At 56.6% G+C, this 24,065-nt stretch carries 26 protein-coding genes; 17 read left to right on the forward strand and 9 right to left on the reverse strand.

The features are described 5' to 3' along the window. From HKX44_RS19565 to HKX44_RS19595, 7 genes are all read left to right on the forward strand, one after another. Positions 1–1,003: type IV secretory system conjugative DNA transfer family protein (locus HKX44_RS19565; protein ID WP_276155661.1), on the forward strand; the 1,003-nt coding region annotated here is incomplete at its 5' end. Positions 1,004–1,320: 317 nt separating this feature from the next. Further along, complete coding sequence (locus tag HKX44_RS19570; RefSeq protein WP_276153054.1) at positions 1,321–2,349, forward strand: replication initiator protein A; 1,029 nt, start codon at positions 1,321–1,323, stop codon at positions 2,347–2,349. A 59-nt stretch (positions 2,350–2,408) separates the two neighbouring features. Beyond that, positions 2,409–3,080: a ParA family partition ATPase gene (gene parA / locus HKX44_RS19575; protein ID WP_276153053.1), complete on the forward strand. Its 672-nt coding sequence runs from the start codon at positions 2,409–2,411 to the stop codon at positions 3,078–3,080. Next, positions 3,025–3,324: a hypothetical protein gene (locus tag HKX44_RS19580; RefSeq protein WP_276153052.1), complete on the forward strand. Its 300-nt coding sequence runs from the start codon at positions 3,025–3,027 to the stop codon at positions 3,322–3,324. The genes parA and HKX44_RS19580 overlap by 56 nt, the downstream gene beginning before the upstream one ends. 106 nt (positions 3,325–3,430) lie before the next feature. Continuing rightward, the gene (locus HKX44_RS19585; protein WP_276153051.1) at positions 3,431–4,117 is read left to right on the forward strand and encodes a DNA-processing protein DprA; all 687 of its coding nucleotides are present in this window, start codon (positions 3,431–3,433) and stop codon (positions 4,115–4,117) included. Further along, a complete protein-coding gene (locus tag HKX44_RS19590; RefSeq protein WP_276153050.1) occupies positions 4,101–4,727 on the forward strand; it encodes a phosphoribosyltransferase in 627 nt (208 codons plus the stop codon). Before HKX44_RS19585 ends, HKX44_RS19590 begins: the two co-directional genes overlap by 17 nt. 98 nt (positions 4,728–4,825) lie before the next feature. After that, complete coding sequence (locus HKX44_RS19595) at positions 4,826–5,644, forward strand: hypothetical protein (protein ID WP_276153049.1); 819 nt, start codon at positions 4,826–4,828, stop codon at positions 5,642–5,644. Positions 5,645–5,736: 92 nt separating this feature from the next. Here HKX44_RS19595 and HKX44_RS19600 read toward each other — a convergent pair whose 3' ends face one another. Both HKX44_RS19600 and HKX44_RS19605 read right to left on the reverse strand, forming a co-directional pair. Then, on the reverse strand, positions 5,737–6,003 hold the full coding sequence (locus HKX44_RS19600; RefSeq protein WP_276153048.1) for a Txe/YoeB family addiction module toxin: 267 nt from the start codon (positions 6,001–6,003) through the stop codon (positions 5,737–5,739). Beyond that, complete coding sequence (locus tag HKX44_RS19605; protein ID WP_276153047.1) at positions 6,000–6,251, reverse strand: type II toxin-antitoxin system prevent-host-death family antitoxin; 252 nt, start codon at positions 6,249–6,251, stop codon at positions 6,000–6,002. The genes HKX44_RS19600 and HKX44_RS19605 overlap by 4 nt, the downstream gene beginning before the upstream one ends. 111 nt (positions 6,252–6,362) lie before the next feature. Between HKX44_RS19605 and HKX44_RS19610 the strand changes: the two genes are divergently transcribed. Further along, entirely contained in the window at positions 6,363–7,547 is a 1,185-nt protein-coding gene (locus HKX44_RS19610; protein ID WP_276153046.1) for a hypothetical protein, read from the forward strand. Positions 7,548–7,656: 109 nt separating this feature from the next. Here the strand turns inward: HKX44_RS19610 and HKX44_RS19615 are convergent, their stop codons facing one another. Then, positions 7,657–8,256: a hypothetical protein gene (locus HKX44_RS19615; RefSeq protein WP_276153045.1), complete on the reverse strand. Its 600-nt coding sequence runs from the start codon at positions 8,254–8,256 to the stop codon at positions 7,657–7,659. Positions 8,257–9,103: 847 nt separating this feature from the next. On the opposite strand from HKX44_RS19615, the gene HKX44_RS19620 reads away from it, so the two are divergent. From HKX44_RS19620 to HKX44_RS19650, 7 genes are all read left to right on the forward strand, one after another. Beyond that, positions 9,104–9,733 (forward strand): tyrosine-type recombinase/integrase, encoded by a 630-nt coding sequence (locus tag HKX44_RS19620; RefSeq protein WP_276153044.1) that lies wholly within the window; start codon positions 9,104–9,106, stop codon positions 9,731–9,733. A gap of 3 nt (positions 9,734–9,736) precedes the next feature. Beyond that, the gene (locus tag HKX44_RS19625) at positions 9,737–9,988 is read left to right on the forward strand and encodes a WGR domain-containing protein (RefSeq protein WP_276153043.1); all 252 of its coding nucleotides are present in this window, start codon (positions 9,737–9,739) and stop codon (positions 9,986–9,988) included. 162 nt (positions 9,989–10,150) lie between these two features. Further along, positions 10,151–10,414, forward strand: coding sequence for a BrnT family toxin (locus HKX44_RS19630; protein WP_276153042.1), 264 nt, complete (start codon positions 10,151–10,153; stop codon positions 10,412–10,414). Continuing rightward, complete coding sequence (locus HKX44_RS19635; protein WP_066009074.1) at positions 10,401–10,616, forward strand: CopG family transcriptional regulator; 216 nt, start codon at positions 10,401–10,403, stop codon at positions 10,614–10,616. Before HKX44_RS19630 ends, HKX44_RS19635 begins: the two co-directional genes overlap by 14 nt. A gap of 90 nt (positions 10,617–10,706) precedes the next feature. Further along, a complete protein-coding gene (locus HKX44_RS19640) occupies positions 10,707–11,357 on the forward strand; it encodes a DNA methyltransferase (RefSeq protein ID WP_276153041.1) in 651 nt (216 codons plus the stop codon). Next, a complete protein-coding gene (locus HKX44_RS19645; RefSeq protein WP_276153169.1) occupies positions 11,354–13,009 on the forward strand; it encodes an Eco57I restriction-modification methylase domain-containing protein in 1,656 nt (551 codons plus the stop codon). The genes HKX44_RS19640 and HKX44_RS19645 overlap by 4 nt, the downstream gene beginning before the upstream one ends. A gap of 280 nt (positions 13,010–13,289) precedes the next feature. Beyond that, a complete protein-coding gene (locus tag HKX44_RS19650) occupies positions 13,290–15,542 on the forward strand; it encodes a DEAD/DEAH box helicase family protein (RefSeq protein WP_276153063.1) in 2,253 nt (750 codons plus the stop codon). 84 nt (positions 15,543–15,626) lie between these two features. Here HKX44_RS19650 and HKX44_RS19655 read toward each other — a convergent pair whose 3' ends face one another. The 6 genes from HKX44_RS19655 to mobQ all read right to left on the reverse strand — a co-directional run bounded on the left by HKX44_RS19655 (position 15,627) and on the right by mobQ (position 22,578). Continuing rightward, on the reverse strand, positions 15,627–17,072 hold the full coding sequence (locus tag HKX44_RS19655) for a hypothetical protein (RefSeq protein ID WP_276153062.1): 1,446 nt from the start codon (positions 17,070–17,072) through the stop codon (positions 15,627–15,629). 318 nt (positions 17,073–17,390) lie between these two features. Beyond that, positions 17,391–18,275, reverse strand: coding sequence for a zincin-like metallopeptidase domain-containing protein (locus tag HKX44_RS19660; RefSeq protein WP_276153061.1), 885 nt, complete (start codon positions 18,273–18,275; stop codon positions 17,391–17,393). A gap of 357 nt (positions 18,276–18,632) precedes the next feature. Then, the gene (locus HKX44_RS19665; protein WP_276153060.1) at positions 18,633–20,120 is read right to left on the reverse strand and encodes a reverse transcriptase domain-containing protein; all 1,488 of its coding nucleotides are present in this window, start codon (positions 20,118–20,120) and stop codon (positions 18,633–18,635) included. Between the two features lie 417 nt (positions 20,121–20,537). Continuing rightward, positions 20,538–20,933: a hypothetical protein gene (locus HKX44_RS19670; RefSeq protein WP_276153059.1), complete on the reverse strand. Its 396-nt coding sequence runs from the start codon at positions 20,931–20,933 to the stop codon at positions 20,538–20,540. Positions 20,934–21,004: 71 nt separating this feature from the next. Next, positions 21,005–21,268, reverse strand: coding sequence for a hypothetical protein (locus HKX44_RS19675; RefSeq protein WP_276153058.1), 264 nt, complete (start codon positions 21,266–21,268; stop codon positions 21,005–21,007). A gap of 20 nt (positions 21,269–21,288) precedes the next feature. Next, a complete protein-coding gene (gene mobQ / locus HKX44_RS19680; protein WP_276153057.1) occupies positions 21,289–22,578 on the reverse strand; it encodes a MobQ family relaxase in 1,290 nt (429 codons plus the stop codon). A 63-nt stretch (positions 22,579–22,641) separates the two neighbouring features. Here mobQ and HKX44_RS19685 point away from each other — a divergent pair, with 63 nt between their 5' ends. Beyond that, positions 22,642–23,100 (forward strand): hypothetical protein, encoded by a 459-nt coding sequence (locus HKX44_RS19685; RefSeq protein ID WP_276153056.1) that lies wholly within the window; start codon positions 22,642–22,644, stop codon positions 23,098–23,100. Continuing rightward, a partial coding sequence (locus HKX44_RS19690) for a type IV secretory system conjugative DNA transfer family protein (RefSeq protein ID WP_276155662.1) occupies positions 23,097–24,065 on the forward strand: 969 nt, incomplete at its 3' end. The genes HKX44_RS19685 and HKX44_RS19690, both read left to right, overlap by 4 nt.

The following is a 24,065-nucleotide window of genomic DNA, read 5'->3' on the forward strand; positions in this document are numbered from 1 at the left end:
CCGGCCCCATGAGCTGGCGCGAGACGTGGCCCTGGTTGCGGACGGCTTGGTTAAACCCGAACAAGGCGACGGCGCACATTTTTCGGAAATGGCCCGCCAGCTGGTCGCTGCGGCGATCGAAGTGATCGTGACGCAGGAAGAACTGAACCGGCGCAATCTGATCGCCGTCGCCGATCTGCTTCTGTCAGCAAACCTCGACGGCACGCTTGAGGCCTGGGCTGAAAATGGCGACCTTGTCGGCCACCGCCCGGCCCAGACCGCCGCCACCATTCTGCGCGCGGGAGACAGAGAACGCGGGTCGATTCAGACAGCGGTCTCAAAAGCTTTTGAGTGGATGCAGTCCGACAACATGCGCCACTTCCTGGCTGGGTCCAGCTTCCGCATGGATGATCTTCTCGATGATCGGGTCGATCTCTTTATCGCGGTGCCGCTCGACCAGGTGGACAAGCAAGCGATCTTTATGCGCCTGTTCATCAACCTTGTCCTGGGCACGGTTGTGCGCCAGGACGGGCGGCGCAAGGTCAAGGCTCCGATCCTGTTGGTTCTCGATGAATTTGTGCGGATGGGCCGCATGGAGCAGATCATGAACATCGCCAATGTCGCAGCCGGTGCCGGTGTCGAAGCGCTGTTCGTCACCCAAGACACGGGTCAGGTCGAAAAAGCCTACGGGCCAAATGATGCACGCTCGATCTTTGGCTCCTGTATCACCAAGCGCGTCTTCAACCTCAACGATATCGAAACTGCCGAATGGGCCGCGCGCCACCTCGGGGAAAGCACCGTCTATTCTCAGCAAATTCGAGAGGGCAAAGCGCCGAACGAAGGCCGGGATTTTTCCTACTCAGAGCAGCGACAGAAGCTCATGACGGCTGAGCAGATCACGGGTATGAAGGCAGATGATCTGCTGCTGTTGGTGGGTAACCGCAACCCGCTCAAGGCGAAGCAGAATGTGTATTTTAAGAGCAAGATCTACCGTGGAAGGTTCGATCAGAACCCGCTGAATTGAAAGTTGGGCGTTGGAGTTTTGTTAAAGGCTTCGCGTTCTGAGGGAGTTAAATAGAGTTATAATAGAGTTACACCTTGGAAAATGGCCAATAACACCTTGAAACAAATAATGTTTTCCAGAAGGTCGGTGTGTGAAATGACGAAGTTTGGTGTGTGAAATGACGAATCTGGGTGTGTGAAATGACGATAGCTTAGAAAAGTTATCCACAGGCTGTTGGTGTGTGAAATGACGACTCTTGACGATCGGTGTGTGAAATGACGATAGTGAGCCATGGTGTGTGAAATGACGAATCGTGAGCTGAGCAGAGGGTGTGTGAAATGACGAATGCACGCTCCCCGCTCCTGCCGGACCGGCATCCGCAAAAAGACCTGTTCGTTTGCGACATTGTGGACGCGGTGCCGAAGGGCGACATGGCCTCGATGGAACATCCAGTGTTTACCCTCTCGACCAAGCCGGACATGAAGCCGCGACGCTACCAGAATGGTGATAATTCGATTGAGGTTTCACCGTCACGCTACGGGCTGGCCACAGTCCATGACCGTGACGTGCTGATCTACTGTATCAGTCAGTGCATGGCTGCACTCAATGAAGGCCGCAAAGTCAACCGGTCGATGCGGTTCAAGGCTCATGATTTGCTGGTGGCGACGAACCGTCAGACCTCGGGCCAAGGCTATCAGCTCTTGAAGGATGCGCTGCGGCGTCTGCAAGGCACGCAGATCGAGACGAATATCCGCCAAGGTGGCAAGGAATATTTTAAGGTGTTCGGCCTGATCGAGTCCGCGGAAATCGTTCGGGAGACACGTGACGGTCGGATGCAGGATGTCGAGATCACACTGTCGGATTGGGTGTTTGATGCCATCGAGAACAATCATGTTCTGACATTGAACAAGCAGTATTTTTTCCTCCGAAAACCGCTTGAACGGCGGCTCTATGAACTGGCCCGTAAGCATTGCGGCGCACAACCCAAGTGGAAGTGTGGGCTCGAACTCTTGCGCGACAAGTGCGGGTCAGGCTCAACCACGAAAGAATTCAGGCGATTGATTTCGAAGATCATCGAGGATGACGCGGTGCACGACCATCTCCCCGACTACACTATGAGCATCGAAAGCGATAATGTTGTCTTTCGCCCCAAGGGGGCTGAGGCGGTGGTCGCCCCCTCCTTCCTGGCGCTGCGATTCAGAAAACCAGACACACATGATGAGGCGCGGCGTCTTGCGCCCGGGTGGGACGTCTACGTGCTGGAAAACGAGTGGCGGTCATGGGTGCATGACAAGGCTATCGACGTGAAGGATGCCGATAAGCACTTTCTGGCCTTCTGCAATAAGCGAGGCGCATACCAGAGTTAAAACGCACAAATGTGGGTTTGTGACTTTACGCCTTCCCACGAATGTGGTGAAATATATTCATGATCATATCTTTCCTGAACCAAAAAGGCGGCGTCGGCAAAACCACCCTATCGGTGAACGTGGCGAGCTGTCTGGCACGCCAAGGCCACCGGGTGCTGCTGATCGACGCTGACAAGCAAGGCTCGGCCACAACATGGGCGAGCCTGCGCGAAGATGCGCCCTTCCAGGTTGTCAGCATGGCACGGGCGAATATGGCGCGGGATGCGCTCAAGCTTGCCCAGGACTATACTCACACTGTCATCGACGGCCCGCCGCACGCGGAAGAGATTGCCCGATCTTGTATCGTTGCATCTGACTTTGTGGCGTTGCCTATCGAGCCGTCCGGCCTCTCGACGTGGGCATCTGACCTGACAGTGCGTCAAGTCAAAGAGGCGCAGGAATTCAAGCCATCCTTAAAATGTGGGTTTGTGGTTTCCCGCAAGATAGGGAAAACTGTCATAGGGCGAGATATTCGCAACATGGCTGCCGAGGCGGGTTTGCCAATCCTGGCCAGTGAGATTGAGCAACGGGTGGCCTTCGCTGAAGGTATGACCATGGGGCAAACGATTTTCGAGTGGGCTGGCGATAGCAATGCAGCCCGCGAAATCAACCAACTAACGAAAGAGATTGAGCGGTATGTCGAAGAAGACATTTTCGGCGGCTCCGAAGCCGAAGCAGCAGCCAACGGATGACCAAATCCTCGCGTTTGAACGTGGCGGGGCAGGGCATGACACAACACGGACAGACAAGCCGGTCGTCAAGACCGTGCCGGATGAGTCGACCAAGCGCTTGAGCCTGGACCTTCCGGCGAGCCTGCACACGCGGTTCAAGACGGCGTGCAGTGCGACGGATCGGAAAATGGTTGGTGAACTCCAAGCCTTCATTCAGCAGCGCACGCAAGAATTGGAAGAGGACGCGGGTATAACCCGCAAATGAACAAAAGCACAAATGTGGGTTTGTGTGAAATATTGTGCAAGTGGGATTTGTGGCTTAAAAACAGAGGGGAGGGCGGTGGCGCAAGAAACGTCACCGCATGATGAGAATGCATGCAGAGCTGAGAACGAGAGAAGCCCTTGGGCCATTCGGCCCGATCGAAGAAAAGAACGCGCCAGACGTGTTGTACACGGCGGGTGATATTGCGCTTTTGACCGAAGGCTCGCGCGTGGCGATTGTCGGCTCAAGAAAAGCCACCCCGGACGGCATCAAACGAGCACAGGCTGTCACCCGTGCCTTGGTGCAACAGGGTATCATCGTCGTCAGTGGCCTAGCCGAAGGCATCGACACGGTGGCGCATAGAACGGCGATAGACGAGGGCGGGCGCACTATTGCGGTGCTCGGCACGCCTCTATCCAAGGCGTACCCGGCCAAGAATGCCGGTCTACTTGAAGAGATCAAGCGTCATCACCTAGCGATTTCTCAGTTTCCCGAAGGTTATCCAGGCAAGAGCGAGAATTTTCCGCGCCGCAACCGGACGATGGCGCTCATCTGCGACGCGACCATCGTGATCGAGGCAAGCGAGAAGAGCGGTACACGCCACCAGGGTTGGGAAGCTATCCGGCTTGGCCGGGACCTCTACCTGCTCGACAACGTCGCCACTAATCCGAACCTGACCTGGCCAAAACAGCTTATCGAGTACGGGGCGCAAGTACTCCGCCGCGAAGACCTGCCCGATATCCTGCTCGATATTCCGAACTACACTGCCGGGGGCGTTCGTGCCTTCGAGCTATGAGTATGGCACCTTCGCCAATTATTCCCCACGCGGTACCACGGAACTATCTGTAACCTCTCGAAAAGCTTGTGGCGCGATCAAGGCTGGCCGGATTGATGTCATCGCCTCGGCCGTTCCGCACCTGCAAGACCCAAAGGCGGACGCTCTGAGGCCTTTTCTCGGTCCAGATGTCACCCTGGTGCCGGTGCCGCGCTCTGCGCCGCTCCCCGATGGGGCGCTTTGGCCTGCCAAGGTGATCTGCGACGTGTTGCACGAGCACGGGTTTGGTCAGGATGTGCAAACCTATCTGAAAAGAACTAGGGCTATACCGCGTTCGTCGAACTCACCGGCGGCGGAAAGGCCACTTGTCCCTATTCACCTGGAAAGCATCGAAGCGGAGAGACCGTTCTTTGTACCGAACAAGATCACCATCGTGGATGATGTTCTGACTATGGGGCGGACAAGCTTTGCTTGCGCAGAGCTCCTTCGAGCTGTCTGCCCGGATGCAGAAATCCGTATTTTTTCAATGATCCGGACGCAAGGCCTGCAAGAAGACATTGAGAAAATTGTTGATCCGGCCACAGGCACCATCATTGGCTACCCGTCAGGCAAAACCCACCGCGACCCATAAATGAACAAATGTGGGTTTGTGGGATGGTGAGGCATAGATATTAAGCCATTGAGGCCAATGACGAAAGATGATCACAGACGGACTGACGATAGGCTTAGATGCTGAACAACCATAAACAATTCGTAGCATGGAGGCGGCAGGTCTTTGTCCGCAATCCGCATCGAAATCTGAATGCTCTTTACGCTGGGCTCAAGCAGAGAAGCGGCATTTACTTGATCGGCTGCGCGGAGGAGATTGTCTATATCGGGCAGTCATGGGACCTGACGGAGCGACCGATTGATAGCTTGGGCCGCTTCTACCACCGTGTTTCTGATGTATCACTGCCGTGGTCTCTCGCTTTGGCACCCTGCCCACCTGACGAAATGCACGAAAGAGAAAGCACAGCCATTCGTTCCTTCGCACCGAAGTTCAACACATCGATCCCCAGCATCCCCGCGAGCGAGGGACGGATGCCAGAAATTATCGGCTACGCTGCCGTCTTTCAGGATCAGCTCAGTGCAGGCGGTGCTTTCGACGAGGGAAACCTTCGTCGGCAAATGGAGCGCGCAGCTGAAAACCCTTCACCACCTTGGCGGCAGGGGAAACAACGGAGGAAAACCGGGAAGCGCGAGCCGAAGCCCGAGTTGCCGCCGCTTGATCCTCCAACGCAGCTGACGGGAGACTCGCTTCGAGAAGCGTGGCAGCGCTACGGCGTCCCGTCTGATGGAGCTTTGATCTATCCGATCAATCTCTGCGATGATGGCTCAGTCGTGACCCGTGACGGAGAGGTTATCGGCACTTGGTCGATGGACCAGTACGAAGCGCCTTCGTTTGCGCCAGATGATAGGACTATTTCCTTATTCGAAGCGCCGTTGGTCGGCCTTCTATGCATGCGCATACGCGAATGGCACGAAAGTAAAACTGGCGAGAAGCTGTAGAGCTAACCCCCTTGCTCGTTGAGCGGCGCTTACTGTCCTTCCGGCGCTCTTGTCTGTTCACAGCCAGCTCTACGGGGCAACAGACAGGAAATTCAGTAATGAAACCGCAGTTGTGCAATCTCTAGGCTCTGGCCATCGCCAGCCCCGCTGACGCGGTAGACCATTCGATCTTCCCGAGAAATTCGCCGTGACCACCAGCCCATAAGATCACCCTTCAAAGGCTCTGGCTTGCCGGTTCCTTTGAAGGGGGTCCGCTTGCATTGCTTGATCAGCTCATTGATCCGATCACGTATCTTGTCGTTGGTGCTGACCCAGTATTGATAGTCTTCCCAGGCCTGATCGGAGAAAACCAGCTTCACTCAGTCAGCTCACGCTCGTCGCCAGCTCCGGCATCGAGTTGCGCGATGGAGGCGCGCAAGCGGGATGCGTTTTTCGGTGTGGACAAGAGGTGCAACGTCTCGTTGACGGCGTTCCAAGTGTCCAAGGACACGACCACAACGGACTCGCCCTTCTTGCGCGTCACGATAACTTCCTGCTTGTCGTGGATCGCTCGATCCATGACGCCCTTCAGTTGAGCTCGTGCGTCTGAGTAGGTCATAACATCCATGTCGACTCTCCTTTGCTTCCCTCTATATGTACAACATTAAGTACAAGTAAAGGGGTGGTACGAAGGCGGCAGTCAATTTCATGGAGAATTTACGAGAGAGAAAGGGCTCACATGGATGACATCGTTACCCGCCCCGCAGAGGAAATTTCTCGCGAGGAACTTTACGAACTGGTCTGGCAGACCCCCATGAGCAAGCTTGGTGCCCAACTCGCGACGAACGGGCCAGGCTTGGCCGCTCTTTGTCGAAAGCGCCAAATCCCTACGCCACCCTTGGGCTACTGGCAGAAAAAGGCCGTTGGCCGTGCTCCTGAAATGCCTCCTTTGCCGTCATTCGAACCGCCCGAAAAGACCTCCCCTTCAATCAAGCCAGCGCGGGGCAGTGGTAGACCGCCAGTACCTGCGTCCGTCCCATCTCGCGACGCTGAGTCCGTTGCGAAACTACCACCCTTCGATGAAGACGACGAAAGCCTTGACCATATGCGAGCGCTGCACCCGAAGGTGAAGGCATGGGTCGCAGAGCACCGTCAGCTACAGGAGAGCCGTCGAGCGGAAAACCGGCAACGGTCGCGCGACTTTTGGGGAGGGTCACTTCCTCATATCAGCGACCTCACTGCGCGTGACCGATATCGCTTCAGGGTGACAAGCACCCTGTTTCGCGCGATCGAGAAGCAAGGGGGACAGATCGGCGAAGCCAAGCTTACAGGCAAGGTGGCGTTCCTTGTCAGCGGGCAAGAGCTCAAGTGCGTAATCGCTGAGAAAATGTCGAGGGCGACAAAGATCATGGAAGGGGCAGGGAAGTGGACGGCCCTTCCTCATCACCACCAAACAGGCCTTGTTTCCTCTGGTTTTCTGCGCGTGAGGTTCGACACCTACGTCAATGGCCGCAGTCGCGACTGGATTGAAACGCCCAAGAAGAAGATGGCGATTATGCTGCCTGATATTGTAAGCGCCATTATCGCGGCAGGGCCGCTTTTGGCAGAGGAGGCGCGGGAGCGCGCAGAATGGCACCGCCGCTACGAACAAGAGCAGGCAGAACGCCGTGAGCGCCAAAGACAGCTGGAGATAGACCACAAGCGCTGGTGTCGGTTTCAGGAGCACGCAAACAACTGGCGGGAGCGCGATCGGCTTATGGCGTTCATCGACGAACTACGCCACCGCCTGCAAATTGAGGGTGATACCGCCATTGAAGATAGACCTCTCAGCGAGTGGATCGTCTGGGCCGAAGAGCGAACAGATGCGCTCGATCCGTTCCAGAATGGTCTGAAAGGGTTCTTCGAAGCGATAAACTTCGACTGATTTTTAATTTGCAAACAGTAGCGTAAGCCTTCTTTCGAGCCGTATATGTCGCCTCAAAGCGTTAGATTTCTAATGTCCCGCCGCCCAACCGACAAGGCGACCTAAACTGCTAGCCGCCTGCCTGGATGGCCTTGGCAAGTTCCATGAATTTGGCGGCTCGCTCATGCAGATAATCAGCTTCGCTTTGATCCAGCCGCGTTGCGGTTATCAGAGTACCGGCTTGGATATTGAGAATGCCGACTCCCGCCGAATCTGGCTTCGCCAATCGTAGTACAGTTAGAAAGCCTCGCTCCTTCTTTCTCGGTAATTGTTCTTTTCCAAAGTGTAAGAAAATAATTCTTCGCTGATTGTTTTCTTCTGTGCGCAAGTACCAAGCTGTTGTGATGTTTAGTCCAGAAATATTTGCCTCAATAGGGCTGCGCCCCTGCCAAATGAGCGCATGATCCTCCTTTAAATCAAGGTAGTTTTGGCACAGCACTTTGTATCCAGCAGACTTATTTGCGGAAACGCTAGAATGTAGGTCCAAAAACTGTTTGGCTGTGATCTTCTGTTCTTCAAGGGCAGTCATTGCTTCGCGAAATTGTTTGTAGCGATCCTTGATGGGGTCATACGGCAGATTGAAATCGTCAATTATGCTTCGGGCTTTAGCCTTATCCTTACGCTTGTCTCCGTATGCAAAATCAATGAACTGGCTGATCCTAATTTTCATTTTGCTATCCTACTTGGCTTCATAGGCAACCTTACGGCCACATCCCTGCAAATAAAGAGAATTTTGTTGGTCACAGTTAGCGACGTCACAACAGAACCCTTCTAGTTATCATGCGAGCTTTACGTTATAAGCTTGCATCAAACGTTACCAGTCGAGCATCGCAGATGCAGCATTCGGCACGAAGGGCGGTCATTCGCTGCCGCTTGCACCGATGGCAGCTACCTCACCGTTCCGCTCAGCCCTACGTCCCGTACTGTATGAATATCCATTCAACCTTGACTTCAGCTAGAACTCGTGCGGACTGTTACACAGTATCGCTGTGTCCTAAAGTCCAGTAAGAAGGTACGCGCAGACTTAATTTTTTAAACCAAAGAAGGTTAGCATTCATGGCACTTAAACCAGGACCAAAGCCGATAGCAAAATCAACAGGGAAACCAGATCAGCGCCGCCGGGATAACAAAACCACACCAGGGAATACACCGTCCCTCAAACCTAGCAAATCTAGCAAGCCCCCAAAAGCAAAATGAAGAAGGCTCTCGTTAATTTGCCCTTCTGACCCGGTAGTCGATCGAACCTGCACGAAATGCCGCGCAGGCCGTTCACTTCTGAGTTGGATGACGGCTCTTGGGACGGAAAGGCCGCTTAGGGCCGATCATGTCGAACGGCATTCGCGAATTGCGCAATCATCGCCTACGGGTCCATGCGAGCTTTTGAATAAAAGCTCGCATGAAAGTCTAGATCAAAACATCATGAAAACAGGGGGAAAACCACAAATCCCGCGATAGGTCACTTCCATCATGCAAGGTTTAGGGTCATTGTATCTTAAAAGCTCGCAAGGATTCGCACTATGTCTGCCGCCTCCGCGACAACCTGGAACAAGGGCCGCGTGGTGGGCAAGAAGCCACCCCTGACGCCGGACCAGGTCGCTCTGATCCGGCTGCTGCTGCGCCAGGACCGCGCCCTGCGCGATCTGGCGCTGTTCAACGTGGCCCTCGATACCAGCTTCCGGGGCTCTGATCTGGTGCGCTTGCGGGTCGCGGACGTGGCCACCCCGGCAGGGGTGCGCGAGATCGTGGAAATCCGTCAGAAGAAAACCGAGACGCGCAACGCGCGCCCGGTCCAGGCGCGGCTGTCCTCAGGGACGCGCGACAGTTTGCGGGCTTATCTCGCCGACTCTGAAAAGCCGCTGCACAGCTGGCTGTTCACGGGGCAGGGGGCACGATGGTCCCACACCCACCTCAGCGAAAGCCAGCTCTGGCGGCTGTTCAAGTCCTGGCTGGAAAAGGCCCGCCTCGACCCCAGCCTCTATGGCCTGCATTCGCTGCGCCGGACCTTCCCGACCCATATCTATCAGCAGACCGGCAATCTGCGCGCGGCCCAACTCTTGCTCGGTCATGCCAGCATCGAAAGCACCAAGGAATACATCGGCACTGAACAGGCCGAAGCCCTGGAAATCGCGCGCAAGTATCATCTCTGACCCATGCGGACCTATCTCGAAAAACGACTGCCAGCAAAGAACGTCGCCCGGTTTTACCGGATGGCCGTCTTGCCCAACCTGTTTGGCGAATGGACGCTCTACCGGGAATGGGGCCGGATAGGGCAGGGCGGTCAGGTCCGGATGGATTGGTTCGCGGATGAAAACCAGGCGGTCGCGGCTCTGATCACGCTGGAAGCGGCCAAGCGCCAGCGCGGTTATTGGGTGGAGCCCCAGCAACTGGCGATGTTTGAGTGATGGCTTGATGGACCCGGACAAGGCTCTTGACAGCCTAGCAACGCCGCCCGCATGTCCTTAGGACATGCGGGCGGCGTTGCTGCTTATTAGCTGAATAATCTCGTCGCCGGGGGTGGCTGAAAGGTATAGTAATTATACCATTTTCAGCATATATTACCTCTCATGAAGTTCGAGTATGACCCCGACAAGAGCGCCGCGAACCGTGAAAAACACGGGATCGACTTTGATGAGGCCCAGGCTCTCTGGGATGATCCTTATCTGATCGAGGCCCCCGCCATCGTCGCGGATGAGCCGCGCTTTCTGGCGGTTGGCATGATCGGGGCCAGGCACTGGACGGCTGTCTATACATACCGGAGCGACCGGGTGCGGATCATCTCCGTGCGCCGCGCTCGCAAGCAGGAGATTGACCACTATGAAGGCGACTGAATTCGACGAACGCTTCGACGCGGGCGAAGACATGTCCGCCCATGTCGATTGGACAAAGGCTCGCCGCCTCAATGTTGAGGCCAAGCGGGTGAACGTGGATTTCCCGACCTGGGTTGTCGCCGGTTTGGACCGGCAGGCCCAGAAGCTCGGCATCACCCGTCAGGCGCTGATCAAGATGTGGATCGCAGAACGCCTAGAGTGATGGACGCGCTGGTGCGGGAAAGCCCGGTCATTTCATCATAATAATCAATACTTCCTTGGATAAAGTGTTTCCTGCTGACATGAATAAACTATGAGCCTGATCAAGTCGAAAAAACGCGTGGCCGACCATGGCGAAGTGTTCACCCCGGAATGGATGGTGGATGCTATGCTTGATCTGGTGAAAGAAGAGTCCGAGCGGATCGACTCGCGTTTTCTGGAACCAGCCTGCGGCAGCGGTAATTTTCTTGTAAAAGTTCTGAAACGGAAGCTCTGTGCAGTCGAATTGAAATTCGGGAAATCTGATTTTGAAAAGCGGCAATATGCACTGCTCGCCCTTATGTGCGCCTATGGCATCGAGCTTCTGGAAGACAACATCGTCGAATGCCGCGCCAACATGCTCGAAGTGATGGCCGATTACCTGCGGATCGACGAGACTGACGATCTGTACCGGGCCGCTTCTCATGTGCTGTCTCTGAATCTGATCCAGGGCGATGCCCTGTCGATGAAGGGGCATGATGGCGCGCCGATCACCTTTTGCGAATGGGGGTATCTGGGCAAGGGTAAGTTTCAAAGACGCGATTTCCGGCTGGATGTACTAACAGGCTCGTCGGCCTTCAGCGCCGAAGGAACCTTATTCTCGCACCTAGGCAAGCACGAGATTTTCACGCCCACCAAGACCTACTCGCCGATGACCGTTCGTGATCTGGCCGCAATGGGCTGCAATCCGCAGGAGGCCGCATGAATGTTGAAGAGGGCTTTGCCCTACGTGGGCGCAACCCGGATGTCCTGACCTGTATTGCAAACCTGTCAAACGACGAGGTGTTCACCCCACCGGAATTTGCCAGCCAGATGCTGGACACCGTGTCAGCCTCTTGGGCGGCCGATCATGATGGCGCGGACATCTGGGCTGACCAAAATGTCAAATTTCTTGATCCCTTCACAAAGTCAGGGGTGTTCTTGCGAGAAATCACAAAGCGCCTGATCGCAGGACTGGAAAACGAAATTCCGAACCTTCAGGAGCGAGTAGACCACATCCTGACCCAGCAAGTCTTTGGCATTGGAACCACCCAACTTACAAGCTTGATGGCGCGGCGCAGCGTCTATTGCTCGAAATTCGCTAACGGAAAACACTCCGTGACGCGCCGGTTCAACAGCGAAGTTGGAAACATCTGGTTCGAGCGGACAGAGCACACTTGGACCACGCAAGATAAGTGCAAATACTGCGGGGCCAGCAAAGCGACACTTGACCGGGGCGAAGACCGCGAATCCCACGCGTATGCGTTCATACATACAGACAATATCAAGACTCGGATCGCCGAGCTGTTTGGAGGCAACATGCAATTTGATGTAATCATAGGTAATCCGCCATATCAGTTGGATGATGGCGGTCACGGGACAAGCGCTGCTCCGATCTATCAGAAGTTCGTTGAGCAAGCCAAGAATCTTGAACCACGCTATTTGACAATGGTTATTCCATCTCGGTGGTTTTCAGGTGGAAAGGGTCTGGATGACTTCAGAGAATCCATGCTCTCTGACAATCGCCTTCGATCCATTGACGATTTTTTAAGCGCAGCAGACGTCTTCCCGGGTGTCGGCCTGAAAGGGGGGGTGTGCTACTTCCTATGGAACAACAAAAATCCAGGCCCATGTCGAGTATCCACTAACTTTAAGGATTGGCCGGTTTCAACGGCAACCAGGCCTTTGCTGGAGCCAGGCGCGGATGTCTTCATCCGCTTCAATGAAGGCGTTTCTATTCTTCAAAAAGTCATGGCAGTTGAAACCGGTCAAGACGCCATGCTCTCGCTACCAGAGGCCAAAAGGTTCGACAGATTGGTCAGCTCTAGAAAGCCTTTTGGACTAGAAACAACGTTTAAGGGAAAGAAGACCGGTGACGCCGATGATGTGAAAATTTATCAGAACGGCGGTACCGGATACGTTGCACGAAGCAAAATCCCGAACGGATTACAGTATATCGACAAGTGGAAAGTTTATACTGGGCGAGCTGCTCCAGGAACGGGAAATCGTGACACCTACCCACACCGTATTATCAGCACACCATTTATTGGTGAGCCTGCATCAATTTCGTCCGAAACCTATTTGTGTATTGGGCCATTGGAAACAAAGGATGAGGCCGAAAGCGTTCTATCCTACTTGTCCTGCCGATTGACCCGGTTTCTTATCCTTCTGCATAAACCGTCACAGGATACCACTCGCAAAGTCTACACCTTCGTGCCGACACAGGATTGGACGAAAAAGTGGACGGACCAGGACCTATACGAAAAGTATGATCTTTCGGACGACGAGATTGCTTTCGTTGAGAAAATCGTCCGGCCAATGGATTTGGTAGGCAACTTGTTTGGTGAGGTTTCAGTTGATGACGGTGACGATGCATAAACCCACCATCGACGAAATCCTCTCCCCGAAACCGAAAGCGCGGCCACGCATCTATGCTTATTCCATCGCGGATGAGGCACATAAAGGCCTGCTGAAGGTCGGTCAGACCACGCGGGATGTGAAACGACGGGTGGCGGAACAGCTGCGTACGGCGGCAATCACCAATTTCTGGATCGAACTGAACGAACCCGCCGAGCGCAAAGACGGCACGATTTTCACCGACCATGAGGTACGCGCTGCGCTTGTCCGCAAAGGCTTTGAGAATACAGAGCTGGAATGGATGCGCTGCACGCTGGCCGATGTTCAGACTGTGCTGACGGAACTGCGTACAGGCTTGCGATTCAGCGGAACACACCACGAAACCTTCCCCATGCGCCGAGAACAGGCAGAGGCCGTCAAGCAGACCCACGCCTATTATCATTCCCGTTGGGAAGAGGACATGCACGCCGTTCCGCGCTTCTTGTGGAACGCCAAAATGCGCTTCGGCAAAACCTTCACCTCCTATCAGCTCGCCAAGAAGATGGGGGCGAAACGGGTGCTGGTCGTGACCTTCAAACCAGCCGTCGAGGACGCCTGGCAAAGCGATCTGGAAAACCACGCAGATTTTGACGGCTGGCAGTATCTGTCAGTCAAGACCGGCGGCGACCCGACGCAGATCGACCGGAACAAACCGGTGGTCTATTTCGGCTCCTTTCAGGACCTTCTGGGCCGCGATGCACGCGGTAACATCAAGGCCAAAAACGAATGGCTCCACACCGAAAATTGGGACCTCGTGGTCTTTGACGAATACCATTTCGGCGCATGGCGCGAGACAGCGAAAGAGTTGTTCGCAGGGGAAGAGGATGAGATCGCTCGCGAGGAAGCCCGGCTTGAGGATGCGAAAAAGCTGAAGGACCGGATCGCGGACCTGCAAGAGCCGCTGGAACCTGAAACCGAGTTTCTGCCGATCACGACAAAGGCCTATCTCTATCTGTCGGGAACACCCTTCAAGGCCCTGTCCACGGGCGAGTTCATCGAAGAGCAGATTTTTAACTGGACCTACACCGACGAGCAGCGCGCCAAAGCGGCCTTTGCTGCCGCAAACCCGGATCAATGGAATCCTTACGGTGCCCTGCCGCAGATGCGGCTTCTGACCTATCAGATGCCCGACGAGCTGCTGGCCATTGCCAGCGCCGGAGAGTTCGACGAGTTTGATCTGAACGAGTTTTTCGCAGCCACCGGGACCGGGAGCAAGGCGCAGTTCAAGCACAAGAGCGATGTTCAGAAATGGTTGGACATCATCCGGGGGCAGTATGCACCGGGCGCTGTAGACAGCCTGAAGACCGGAACGCGCCCGCCGTTCCCCTATTCTGACGTGCGGCTTTTGCCCTACCTGCAACACTCGTTCTGGTTCCTGCCGAACGTGGCCGCCTGTCATGCAATGGAAAACCTGTTGACCGAGCGCCAGAACCCGTTCTGGCATGATTACAAGGTCATTAGTGCCGCCGGTGCGAGCGCCGGGATCGGGCTTGAAGCCTTACCACCCGTGCGTCGGGCGATCGGAAGCGGTTTTGATAGCAAGAGCATAACCCTGTCATGCGGCAAGCTGACCACGGGCGTCACTGTCAAACAGTGGTCATCCATCCTCATGCTGCGGAACCTGAAATCTCCCGAGACATATTTTCAGGCGGCATTCCGTGTGCAATCACCCTGGTCCATCAAGAACCCCAACGGGAACAACCCACATGAAGAAGAAATCCTGAAGCCAGTGTGCTTTGTATTCGACTTTGCGCCAACTCGCGCATTGCGGCAGTTGTCAGAATACGGGATCGGCCTGTCACCCAACGAAGCGAACCCTGAGAATGCAGTGAAGGAGCTTGTGTCGTTCTTACCTGTCCTAGCCTACAACGGAGCTGTAATGGAGCAGCTCGATACTGGTGCGATACTCGATATCGCTATGGCAGGGACATCAGCAACACTGCTTGCCCGAAAATGGGAAAGTGCACTTCTGGTCAACGTCGATAACGACACTTTACGCCGGATCTTGGATAACCCCGAAGCGATGGCCGCTGTCGAGCGCATCGAGGGATGGCGCGCCCTTGGCGACAAGGTCATCGAAACCATCATCAACAAGAGTGAGAAGGTCAAAGACCTGAAGGCGAAGGCCAAAGACCGTGACCTGACACCACAAGAAAAGAAAGAGCTGTCCGCTGAAGAAAAGGAATACAAGTCGGCACGAAAGTTGGTCCAGGAAAAGCTGATCAAATTCGCCACCCGCATTCCTGCGTTCATGTACCTGACTGACTTCCGCGAAAACACTCTTCAGGATGTGATCACAAAGCTGGAGCCAGACCTATTTCGGACAGTCACTGGCCTGACGGTTCAAGATTTTCATCTTCTGGTCCGGCTCAAGGTGTTCAACACAGAACAGATGAATCAGGCAGTTTTTGCCTTCCGCCGATACGAAGATGCATCATTGAATTATACTGGGATTGATAGTCATGAGGGCCTGTCGAGCTATGGCCTGTACAATACGGTTGTCGCCAGAGAATAGCTCAGCGGTTTCGGTGTCAAATTTTGACTCGAATTCACTGAAAAACCAAAACTGACCGTTTTTATCTTGTCTGTCTTACTCGAACTAGTTGATCAGTTGGTTGAAAATCACTTGTAAGCGGGCATCGATAGCCGCGCGCTGGCCCTCTGCAATCAAGTCTAGGAACTCGATGACTTGTACGTCCCCCAGAGCGATCATGTATCCACGCCCATCTTGTGCGGTGTCTCGACACCGCGCACATAGACGGTCGTAGTTATCAACCGTCCGGTAAAGCAGCATGCCAAGCTGTCCTCTGTTCGCGCCAAAACGTCCGGACAACTGGTCAACTTCTGGATTGGCAGGGTCTTTGCTGTAATTTTTGCATTCAACCATTATCAAGCGGGATGCAATATTGTGCGCTGTGTGAGCCCGCCAGAAGAACCCGTCCTGCGCGGCATTGGTATACGTTATGTCGATGCGCTTTCGGCCTTCGTGAACTTCATGCTCCTTCTTCGGATAGATCAGGTTTGGCCAAAAGATGAACTCCAGCGCTCCCATGATAAAAGTGTGATAGCGATCAGCCGCAGCGTTTCCAGGTGGGATGTTCGGCAGTGCCGCCGCCAACGCTCGGGCAAAGACCGCTTCGTCAAACTCGTCGTCAAAATCCTGATGTCGTAGCGGTCCACGAGCCCCTTCGATCTCCGCGTAGAAATGCTTGTAGCCCTCCAACACTTCAGGATGCGCTTCCGAGAACCGCGCAACGAAATCCTTAGAAAATGGAAACCGCTCTTTTAAAACTTTCTTGGTCGGTGGTCGCCGCTCGCCGCTTGCTAAAACTCTGACTAGTGGAGATTGACGAGCAAACTCCTCTTCCTGAATGAAATTTAGGACGTGATGCGAATAGAACTCCTGGGAATCCAAGGCCATTTTTCTCCGCACAGTGTACTTCGGGACCAATATGAGCCGATTCTGAGCGACTACTGGCAGTTGAACATACTCCTGCCGCCAAGCTCCAGCGTCCATGTCCCAGAAACGCCCAGACGGAAATTCTCCATCGAGCGCAATGTTATGTAACACACACTGCTGTTGCGTGTACTCGATTAGCAGGCGTCGAATGATATTGGTGGTGATATCGGAAATTTTGTCGCTTCCGATTCCAGGAATGAAAAGGTCACACTCAGCAAGCTCTTCGAGAAGACCGTTCTGAGCGGCTTGGGAAGCAGCAAGACTTTCGTACAGGTCGAACGCCTGCCTCCCGCCAACTCCGCGACCAGCCGGAGCGCCCTGGGACATCCCCAAGCAAGTTTCGTTCGGCTCGCTTAGGCCGTTCAGCATCTGTCGTGCCTGCTGATCGCGACCAGCGCGGATATGATCCAGTGCGGTTTGGAAAAAATGGGTGATGTGCTGATGGCAAATTTCGGACCAAGCATCCCCCTTTAGGGAAATCGCGAAAGGGTCAATAAATAGAGGAGTGTCGCGATCAGGCTCGATATCCACAAAATCTAGCTGTGGTTGCTCTAGGCCAAGACCAAAAATCTCTGAGAATCTCATACGATAACGCTTATATTGTGCCCCATTCTTAACAGCATACCTTATTTGGGAGCTGTCAATCTAGTCGTTCGGCCACTTGCCTAGAAAAGTCCGGGCTTCTGACCTCCCGGATCAGCCATCTTGTAGATATCGCGTGCCATATCGACGGCTACCGGGCATGCCATGCCCGTCCGCGCGAAGCGCCAGGCCTGTTGGCGGGTGGCCTTCTGGTCGCCCGCCGACAGGTCACCCTGAAACCACCCACGACCAGGATCACGCCACAACGCAAAAGGCCCCCCCCTGCTGACGGGGGCCTTGGTCGTTCGGCGGTGCGGGCTGTTACTCGGCTGCCATCCGGTCGGCCTGCGCGGTGCGGGCCATGATGTAATCCACGGCCTTCTGCGCCTCGGACGCGGCACGGAAAATCGCGCGGCTGTCTTCCTTCATCGCCACAAGCCACCCTTCGACATAAGCCGCGCTCTGGTCAAATTCAGGCTCCACGCCAATCTGCGCGCACAACATGCAATTGCCAATCTCGGCGACCAGCTCCTCGAAGGCGTATGCCTTGCGATCGTTGAATCGGCCCAAACGGTCCAGCCGCTTCGTCGCCCCTGTCCAGTGGGTCAGCTCATGCGCCAAGGTGCCGTAATATCCTGCGGCCCTGTGAAAAGTCGCGATTGGCGGCAAGTGGATGCGGTCTGTCTTGATGTTGTAATAGGCGCGCGGTTCCTCGGTGCTGTCGATCTGCGCTCCGGTTGCGGCAAAGAAGGCCTCTAGCGTGGGATCGGCAACGGTACCAAGATCACGGGGCGGATCGGGCAGGATGTAGAATTCAGCGGGCAAGCCCTCGATCTGGTCAGCGTTGAACACCCGGTAGGCCTTGGCATAGGGGATCTGGCGTTCGTCGCCGTTCTCGTCCTCGCGCTCGACGGTGCCGTATTTCACAACGGTAGCGGATTTCTCGCCCTTGCGGACATGGCCCCCCAACTGCTTGGCCTGATTGAACGTCATCCAGCGGGCTGAGCTGTAGTCCTTGGTCATCGCCGTGGCCCAAAGCATCAGGATGTTGATGCCCCGATAGGCTTCACCGTTGAACCGTTCCGGCAAACTGACCGATACCCCGCCACCGGTCCACGGCTTGCGCCACGGCGGCGTTCCCGCCTCGATCTGCGCGACAATCTGATTGGTGACATGGGTGTAAACGTCGAATTTCTCTTTGGTCATTTGTGACCCTCCTCGCGTGATGCGGTCGAGGTCTGTTTCCCTTTCCGCCAATGGGCGGGCCTTCCTGTTCTGTTGTTTGGAATGCCCATGCATTCCGAACGGCAGAGCAGGTAAGGGCAAAGCCCGTCCTGCGGCTTGGCGGGGCCGTGACAACCGGGTGGAGGGCGTGAATTTGGGAGGGAACCGCGCGCCTGCGCGTGGGAGGAACCGGAATTCTCGACCGGAACCGACGCCACAGGCGGCGCTTGCCGGTTTTCTCGGACCTGCCAGGATGGCAGGCGGATCAACAGGATTTGGAAAATGTCAGGGTTGGGGTGAGCGGGCGTCAGCCCGTCGATCCCCTGCCCTGTCTATCGCTCAAAGCGAGCCCGGCTTCGCTGCCGGGATCACAGGTTTTCTTTTTGTGATCCCTGATACGACGGCCACTCTGACCCGCTCGCGCATGAAGTCATCGAAGCCCCGCGACTGCCTCAGGATGCGGTCACCCTTAGGGCCAAATGCCTCGGCAGACCGCTTAAGGTATGAGTAGAAAGTCCAGCTCCGATAGTCGCTTGTCAGGTTCGACTTTTTGACTTTGCTGAATCGCTGAGAGAACAGCGGGAAGTCGAAGCTGCCTATCAGTTCCCCTGCGTCCATCGCGGGGTTGTTCTCGACATGCCGCCTCGCGTCTCGCTTCGCGGCTCCCGCCACCTTGCCGTAGAAGCGGGAGATGGTGCTGTCGCGGACATAGACCCGGCGGCCATCGTACCGGAAACCCAAGTACTCAAAACCGTTTTTGGCAGGCTCGTCAGGGTGCTGTCGCAGATGTTGAAAGCGAAGACCGTCAGACGTGCGCGCGAACTGGGCGACGCACGTCTTGGCATCCTTGATCCGCAGCTCAGGGCCGTGCCTTCGCACCTCCGCCGTAGCGAAGTCGATGGCAGCGCGCGCTTCTGGGCTCCCGCCGGGCAGGATCAGCAAAATGTCGTCGGAGTAACGCTTATACCGCCCGCCACACGCGCGGGCGTAGTCAGCCATCACCCTGTCGAACTCCAACAGGTAGAAGTTTGCGATCAGGTCGGAGATGGGCGCGCCCTGCGGGACGCCATGCGGCAGGGTGTTCTTCTGGACAAGCGTTGGCTGGTGCTTGGGGTCGCCGCCGCAAATCTTTGCGCGGAAGTCTGCGTTGGAACAGAGCTGCTTAGGCATGTCACGGAACGGAAGCAGGAAACCGGGAACCATCTGTCCATTCCGCTCGCGCAGGCCGAAGTAGCCCAGACACGAGTAGACCGCGCGCTGGTCGACATATCGATACTTGGTGATGTTTTTGTAGACCGCGTAGTGATCCGGCGGCAGCTTCTCGACCCCCAGAAGGTCGCACCAGATACGCTTTATTCGCCCATGGTCCAAATTTTCGAAGTAACCTTTGATGTCCAGCGCAACGGCAACGCAGTCCCCGAGCCGGTCAATTTCATCGAAAGCATCCTTAGCAAAGTCGATGTTGCATTTCCCGCCGCCCCGCCCTGGCTTCAACACTTGGCGGTACGCGATCGGGCAGTCCTCAATCCCCATGTCCCGCAACCTTACCTCATACAGGCGCGAGAGCTTCCGGCGGTAAAAGGCGAAGATGTAGGCATCGCGCCGCGCGCCGTACCGTATGGGCCGCGTCTTCTTGTCCGGCTTCGCCGCGTCCGTTGAGCGGTACGGCTGCCATGACTCTTCGTATAGGAAGAAGGGGTAGAATGAATTGGCCGCGACCCGCTCGGGGTCCGTGACGAGCTGTCGGATTTCCCTGAGCGTGATCGGCGCGTCAAAGTGCGGATAGTGCTTGAGGTCCTTGGCCGTGAAATCGAACTCGTCTTCCATCAGCCTCCGCGAGAGGGGGCAGGAGCATCGGGTCAACGCACTGACCCTTAACATCTCCGCCCCCGCCGTTATGCGGTGTGCGTTCGTCGTCGACGTGGTCGTGTATACTGTGACGCACCTGGCAATGTGGTATTGCCGGATTGCCGCAAAGCCGCCCGCGTGGCTGGCGAAAGGAGCCCGAATTATGGAACTCGCAATCTGCACCGCCCCGGAAGTTGGCCTTGACAGTTTAAACACGTAACTGGCAGCCCCCAATTGAGCGCCATATCAATTATATGGGAGCCCCTTCCCGTCGGCACAAGAGCAATCATGTTCCTTTTTCGTTCCAGCCAATCAAGATGCTGTGCTACGAACGAATGAACGCTGCTCGATCAAAGCGAGTCCGGCATCGCAGCCGGGGTCACAAACTCCTACGGACTACAGAAAACCAACAACCTTATTTTGCTCAAAATAGTACCGATCCCGCGCAGGTTTGATGGCCAACGCCATATCAAAGGGATGCGCCTGAAGGGCCAAGGGGGGCCACCCTTCACCGTCACGCACGGGAAAATACGTTGCGACGATCTCGCCATCAGAGGTCAACAGACTTGGAATGCCATTCCATCGGAGAAGCGGCGCGTCCGTGATATGCCCATCGTCATTTAGGCTGACCGGCCCGGCCAAAACTTGTTGCCACTCATGAACTTCATCGTCGGTTTCAAGAACAACAAAATCCGGTCTGGGGTCAGGCGACAACGATGCGTCTTTCACCCGAAATGCATAGACAGTGGGCAGTGCCCCTTGTGGGATGCCCTCTGGCGCTTGGTACAACATGGTTTCGTAAACGTCTGTGTACCTGGGAAGCGGCTGCGTTTGGCGCGCTCGCTTTTTGAAAAGGCCGAACATTAGGCAACCGTGCCAACCGGGCTGACCATCAGACCCTTTGGCCGGTCGCGCCCCGCTCCCTCAAAGAACGCTGGAACGGCATCCATCCCGATATCCCAAAGGGCTGCAAGCAGGCCACCTTTGGCAACCACGTCAGCAGCCTCCTGACCGTAGGCTGCAACACAATCGTCGGTGGTTGTGAACACTTGCGGGCTATTGCTCGCAATGCACTGCGCCATCGCTTTCACGGCGGGCTGGTCTTTGTGGTAACGATCTTCAAACACTGTGTGGTTCCTTTCTATGTTCAACGCTCTCTATCTCTATCTCTGTCGCGATCACGTCCTTGCCCGCGCTCCGGCGCACTATCACGCCCGCGCCCGAGAATGGACTCCCGCCGCCCCTGATCACGGCCCTCACCGTCACGGGCGGCGATGTCCCGCTCTGCCGCCGCCGCATCACGCTCCTGGCCGGTGTCGCGCTGCCGCCCAAGAATGGCGTCCCGACGATCCCGGTCGGGATCGTCGGGCGCAACGCGTTCCCGCCCAACATCCGGCGCTTGCGCCTCCGGACGATCAACGTCGCGACCCAACACCGCCGCCCGGCGGTGATCGAGATCGCCCCGCTCTGCGCCAGCCTGCGGCCTCTCAACCTCACCCATAACCCTCTCCTTGATCCGTGACATCGCCGCTTCAGCGCGGCCCCAAAGCTGATCCAGCCGTTCGCGCGCGGACGCAATGAACGCGCGCCCGCGTTCCATCAGCTCCAACCGCAATTCCAGCTGTCGCCAGCCCAGTTCCTGGCGCTGCGCATTGCGGTCCTGCGCCGCGCGGAAGGCATCGCCACGCTCGGTGGCAATACCGCGTTTCTCCTGAGCATTGGCGGATGGCCCAATTTTGGGCTCTGGCTCTCGGCTCAGTTCGATCACCTTCTTCTCACGCTCAAGCGCCAGTTCGTGCTGACGATCACCGCGCGCCCGCTCGGCCTGTTGCTCGGCCTCGGCGCGCTGCACATCAAGGGACCGGTGGTCGATCTGTTCCGACCGCCCTGCCCGCTCAAGTGCGCCATTTGCCTCCCGCGCCCAGGCTTCCCGCCAGCCCATAAGCAGGTCCGGCGCATTCCAGCTGCGATCCTTTTTCCCGAACCCGTCGCCCGTGAGCTCGCGCATGGTCAGCATGATATGCGCATGAGGCTGCGACTGGCCGTCACGGGCTTTGCCCTCGTGAACGGCCACGTCCGCGATCATCCCGCGATCGACAAACTCCCGCCCCACGAAGCCACGCAACAGCTCCAGGCGCGCGCTCCGATCGAGCTCGCGGGGAAGGGCAACTTCGATCTCGCGGGCAAGCTGTGCATCGCGTCGCTTTTCGACGGCCTCGACCGCGTTCCAAAGCTGGTCGCGATCGCGCATCCAGTCGGGTGCATTCTCGGGCGTCATGATTTCGGCATGCACGACGCCACCCTTGCGGCTGTAGTCATGCTCCAACCCTTGCCGGTCATCCCGCAGCCGCCCAGCCGTCCGGTAGGCGGCGGCGGCGACAGACGACCGGCCCCCTGCCCGGCTGATCACTTTCGCGCTGAGATGATAGATCGCCACAGCTCTCACGCCTCTCTTCAAAACAGGGTCCAGCGCCTGGTCGCGCTGGTCGGGAGTTCGAGGGTGAAACCCTCGTCAGGCGGCATTGCCGCCTTCAAACGACTGCCATTTATCCCCGCCATCCGAACCGCAGAGCAAGCGCACGTCGTGCAACGACGTATAAGCGCGCATTTGTTTCTTTTCAACCTATCAATCCGCCACTACATTCGCCCCCATTATTACCGAGGTTGCCCCATGTCCCAAAGCCGCCATCCCGATGCCCGGATCAAAGAACTGGCCGAAAAGAAAGCCCAGCTCGACGCTCAGATCGCAGCGCTCGATGCCCGGCGGCGTCTCTCCGAAAAGAAAGACGAAGACCGCCTCAAATGGCTCCTGGGCACTTTGGTCTTCGACCGTTTGAGCGCCGAACCTGCTCTTCAGAGCATCGTGCGGCGCTATCTGCCAGACCGCCTCACCCAGCGGGATCGCGACCGGGGGCTCTGGCAGATTCTGTTTCCTGACGCGCAAGAGGACCGGTCATGAGTTTTGTTTTGGAAGCCCGCCACTGGGTGATCATGATCGGCGCTGTGATCCTGGCCGCTGCCGCCCTGATCCTCGCTCCGCAAGCGGTCGCGATCTACCCGATGACCACCTATGCCTTCCCGATCATCGCCGTGGCCACCATCCTCGATACCCTCGGGACCACCGCTGAGCGCCACAGGACACCCCTGAAGCTCCTCGCATGGTTCTGCCTGTGCGTGGCCGTCCTCACCGCCCTGACGCCCCTCAGAGGCCCGTTCAGCGACGTGCTGGCGACAGTCCAGACATGGGCGGGCGCTGGCTGGCCCCTCCCCCGCGCAATCTGGGAGGGCCTCAAGGGGCTGGCGCGGTATTCTGATCCCCAGAAACAGGCCATGGCGATCTCCTTCGCGCTCGGGGCCTTCGGAGTGGCTGTCGCTGTCAGCACCCCGCTGGTGGCGATCTTCAATCCGCGCATTGGCCGCAACCGCAAATCGCGCACTGGCCCGTGGCAAGCGGGATGGATGGATCCGCGTGACGTGGCCCAGCTTGTGCGCAACAAGACCGGCCTGCCCCTCGCCCTGCACAAGGGCAAGCTCCTGCGCTACGTCAAAAACGATGCGAAGGGATGGCGCGGTGGGCATCACCTCGTCGTCTCCGGCACACGGGGCGGCAAAGGCGTCAGCGCCGTGATCCCGGCGATCCTCGATCACCAGGGGCCGGTCGTCGTCCTGGATATCAAGGGCGAGAATTTCGCCGTCACGCGCCGCCACCGGGAAGAGCTCGGGCGCAAGGTGGCCGTCCTCAACCCCTTCGGCCTCGTCGAGGATGGAAAGGATCAGTTCAACCCGCTCGACTACATCCGGCCCCATGAGCTGGCGCGAGACGTGGCCCTGGTTGCGGACGGCTTGGTTAAACCCGAACAAGGCGACGGCGCACATTTTTCGGAAATGGCCCGCCAGCTGGTCGCTGCGGCGATCGAAGTGATC

This window comes from Sulfitobacter sp. M05 (genome assembly GCF_029285175.1).
In the GTDB taxonomy this organism is placed as follows: domain Bacteria; phylum Pseudomonadota; class Alphaproteobacteria; order Rhodobacterales; family Rhodobacteraceae; genus Sulfitobacter.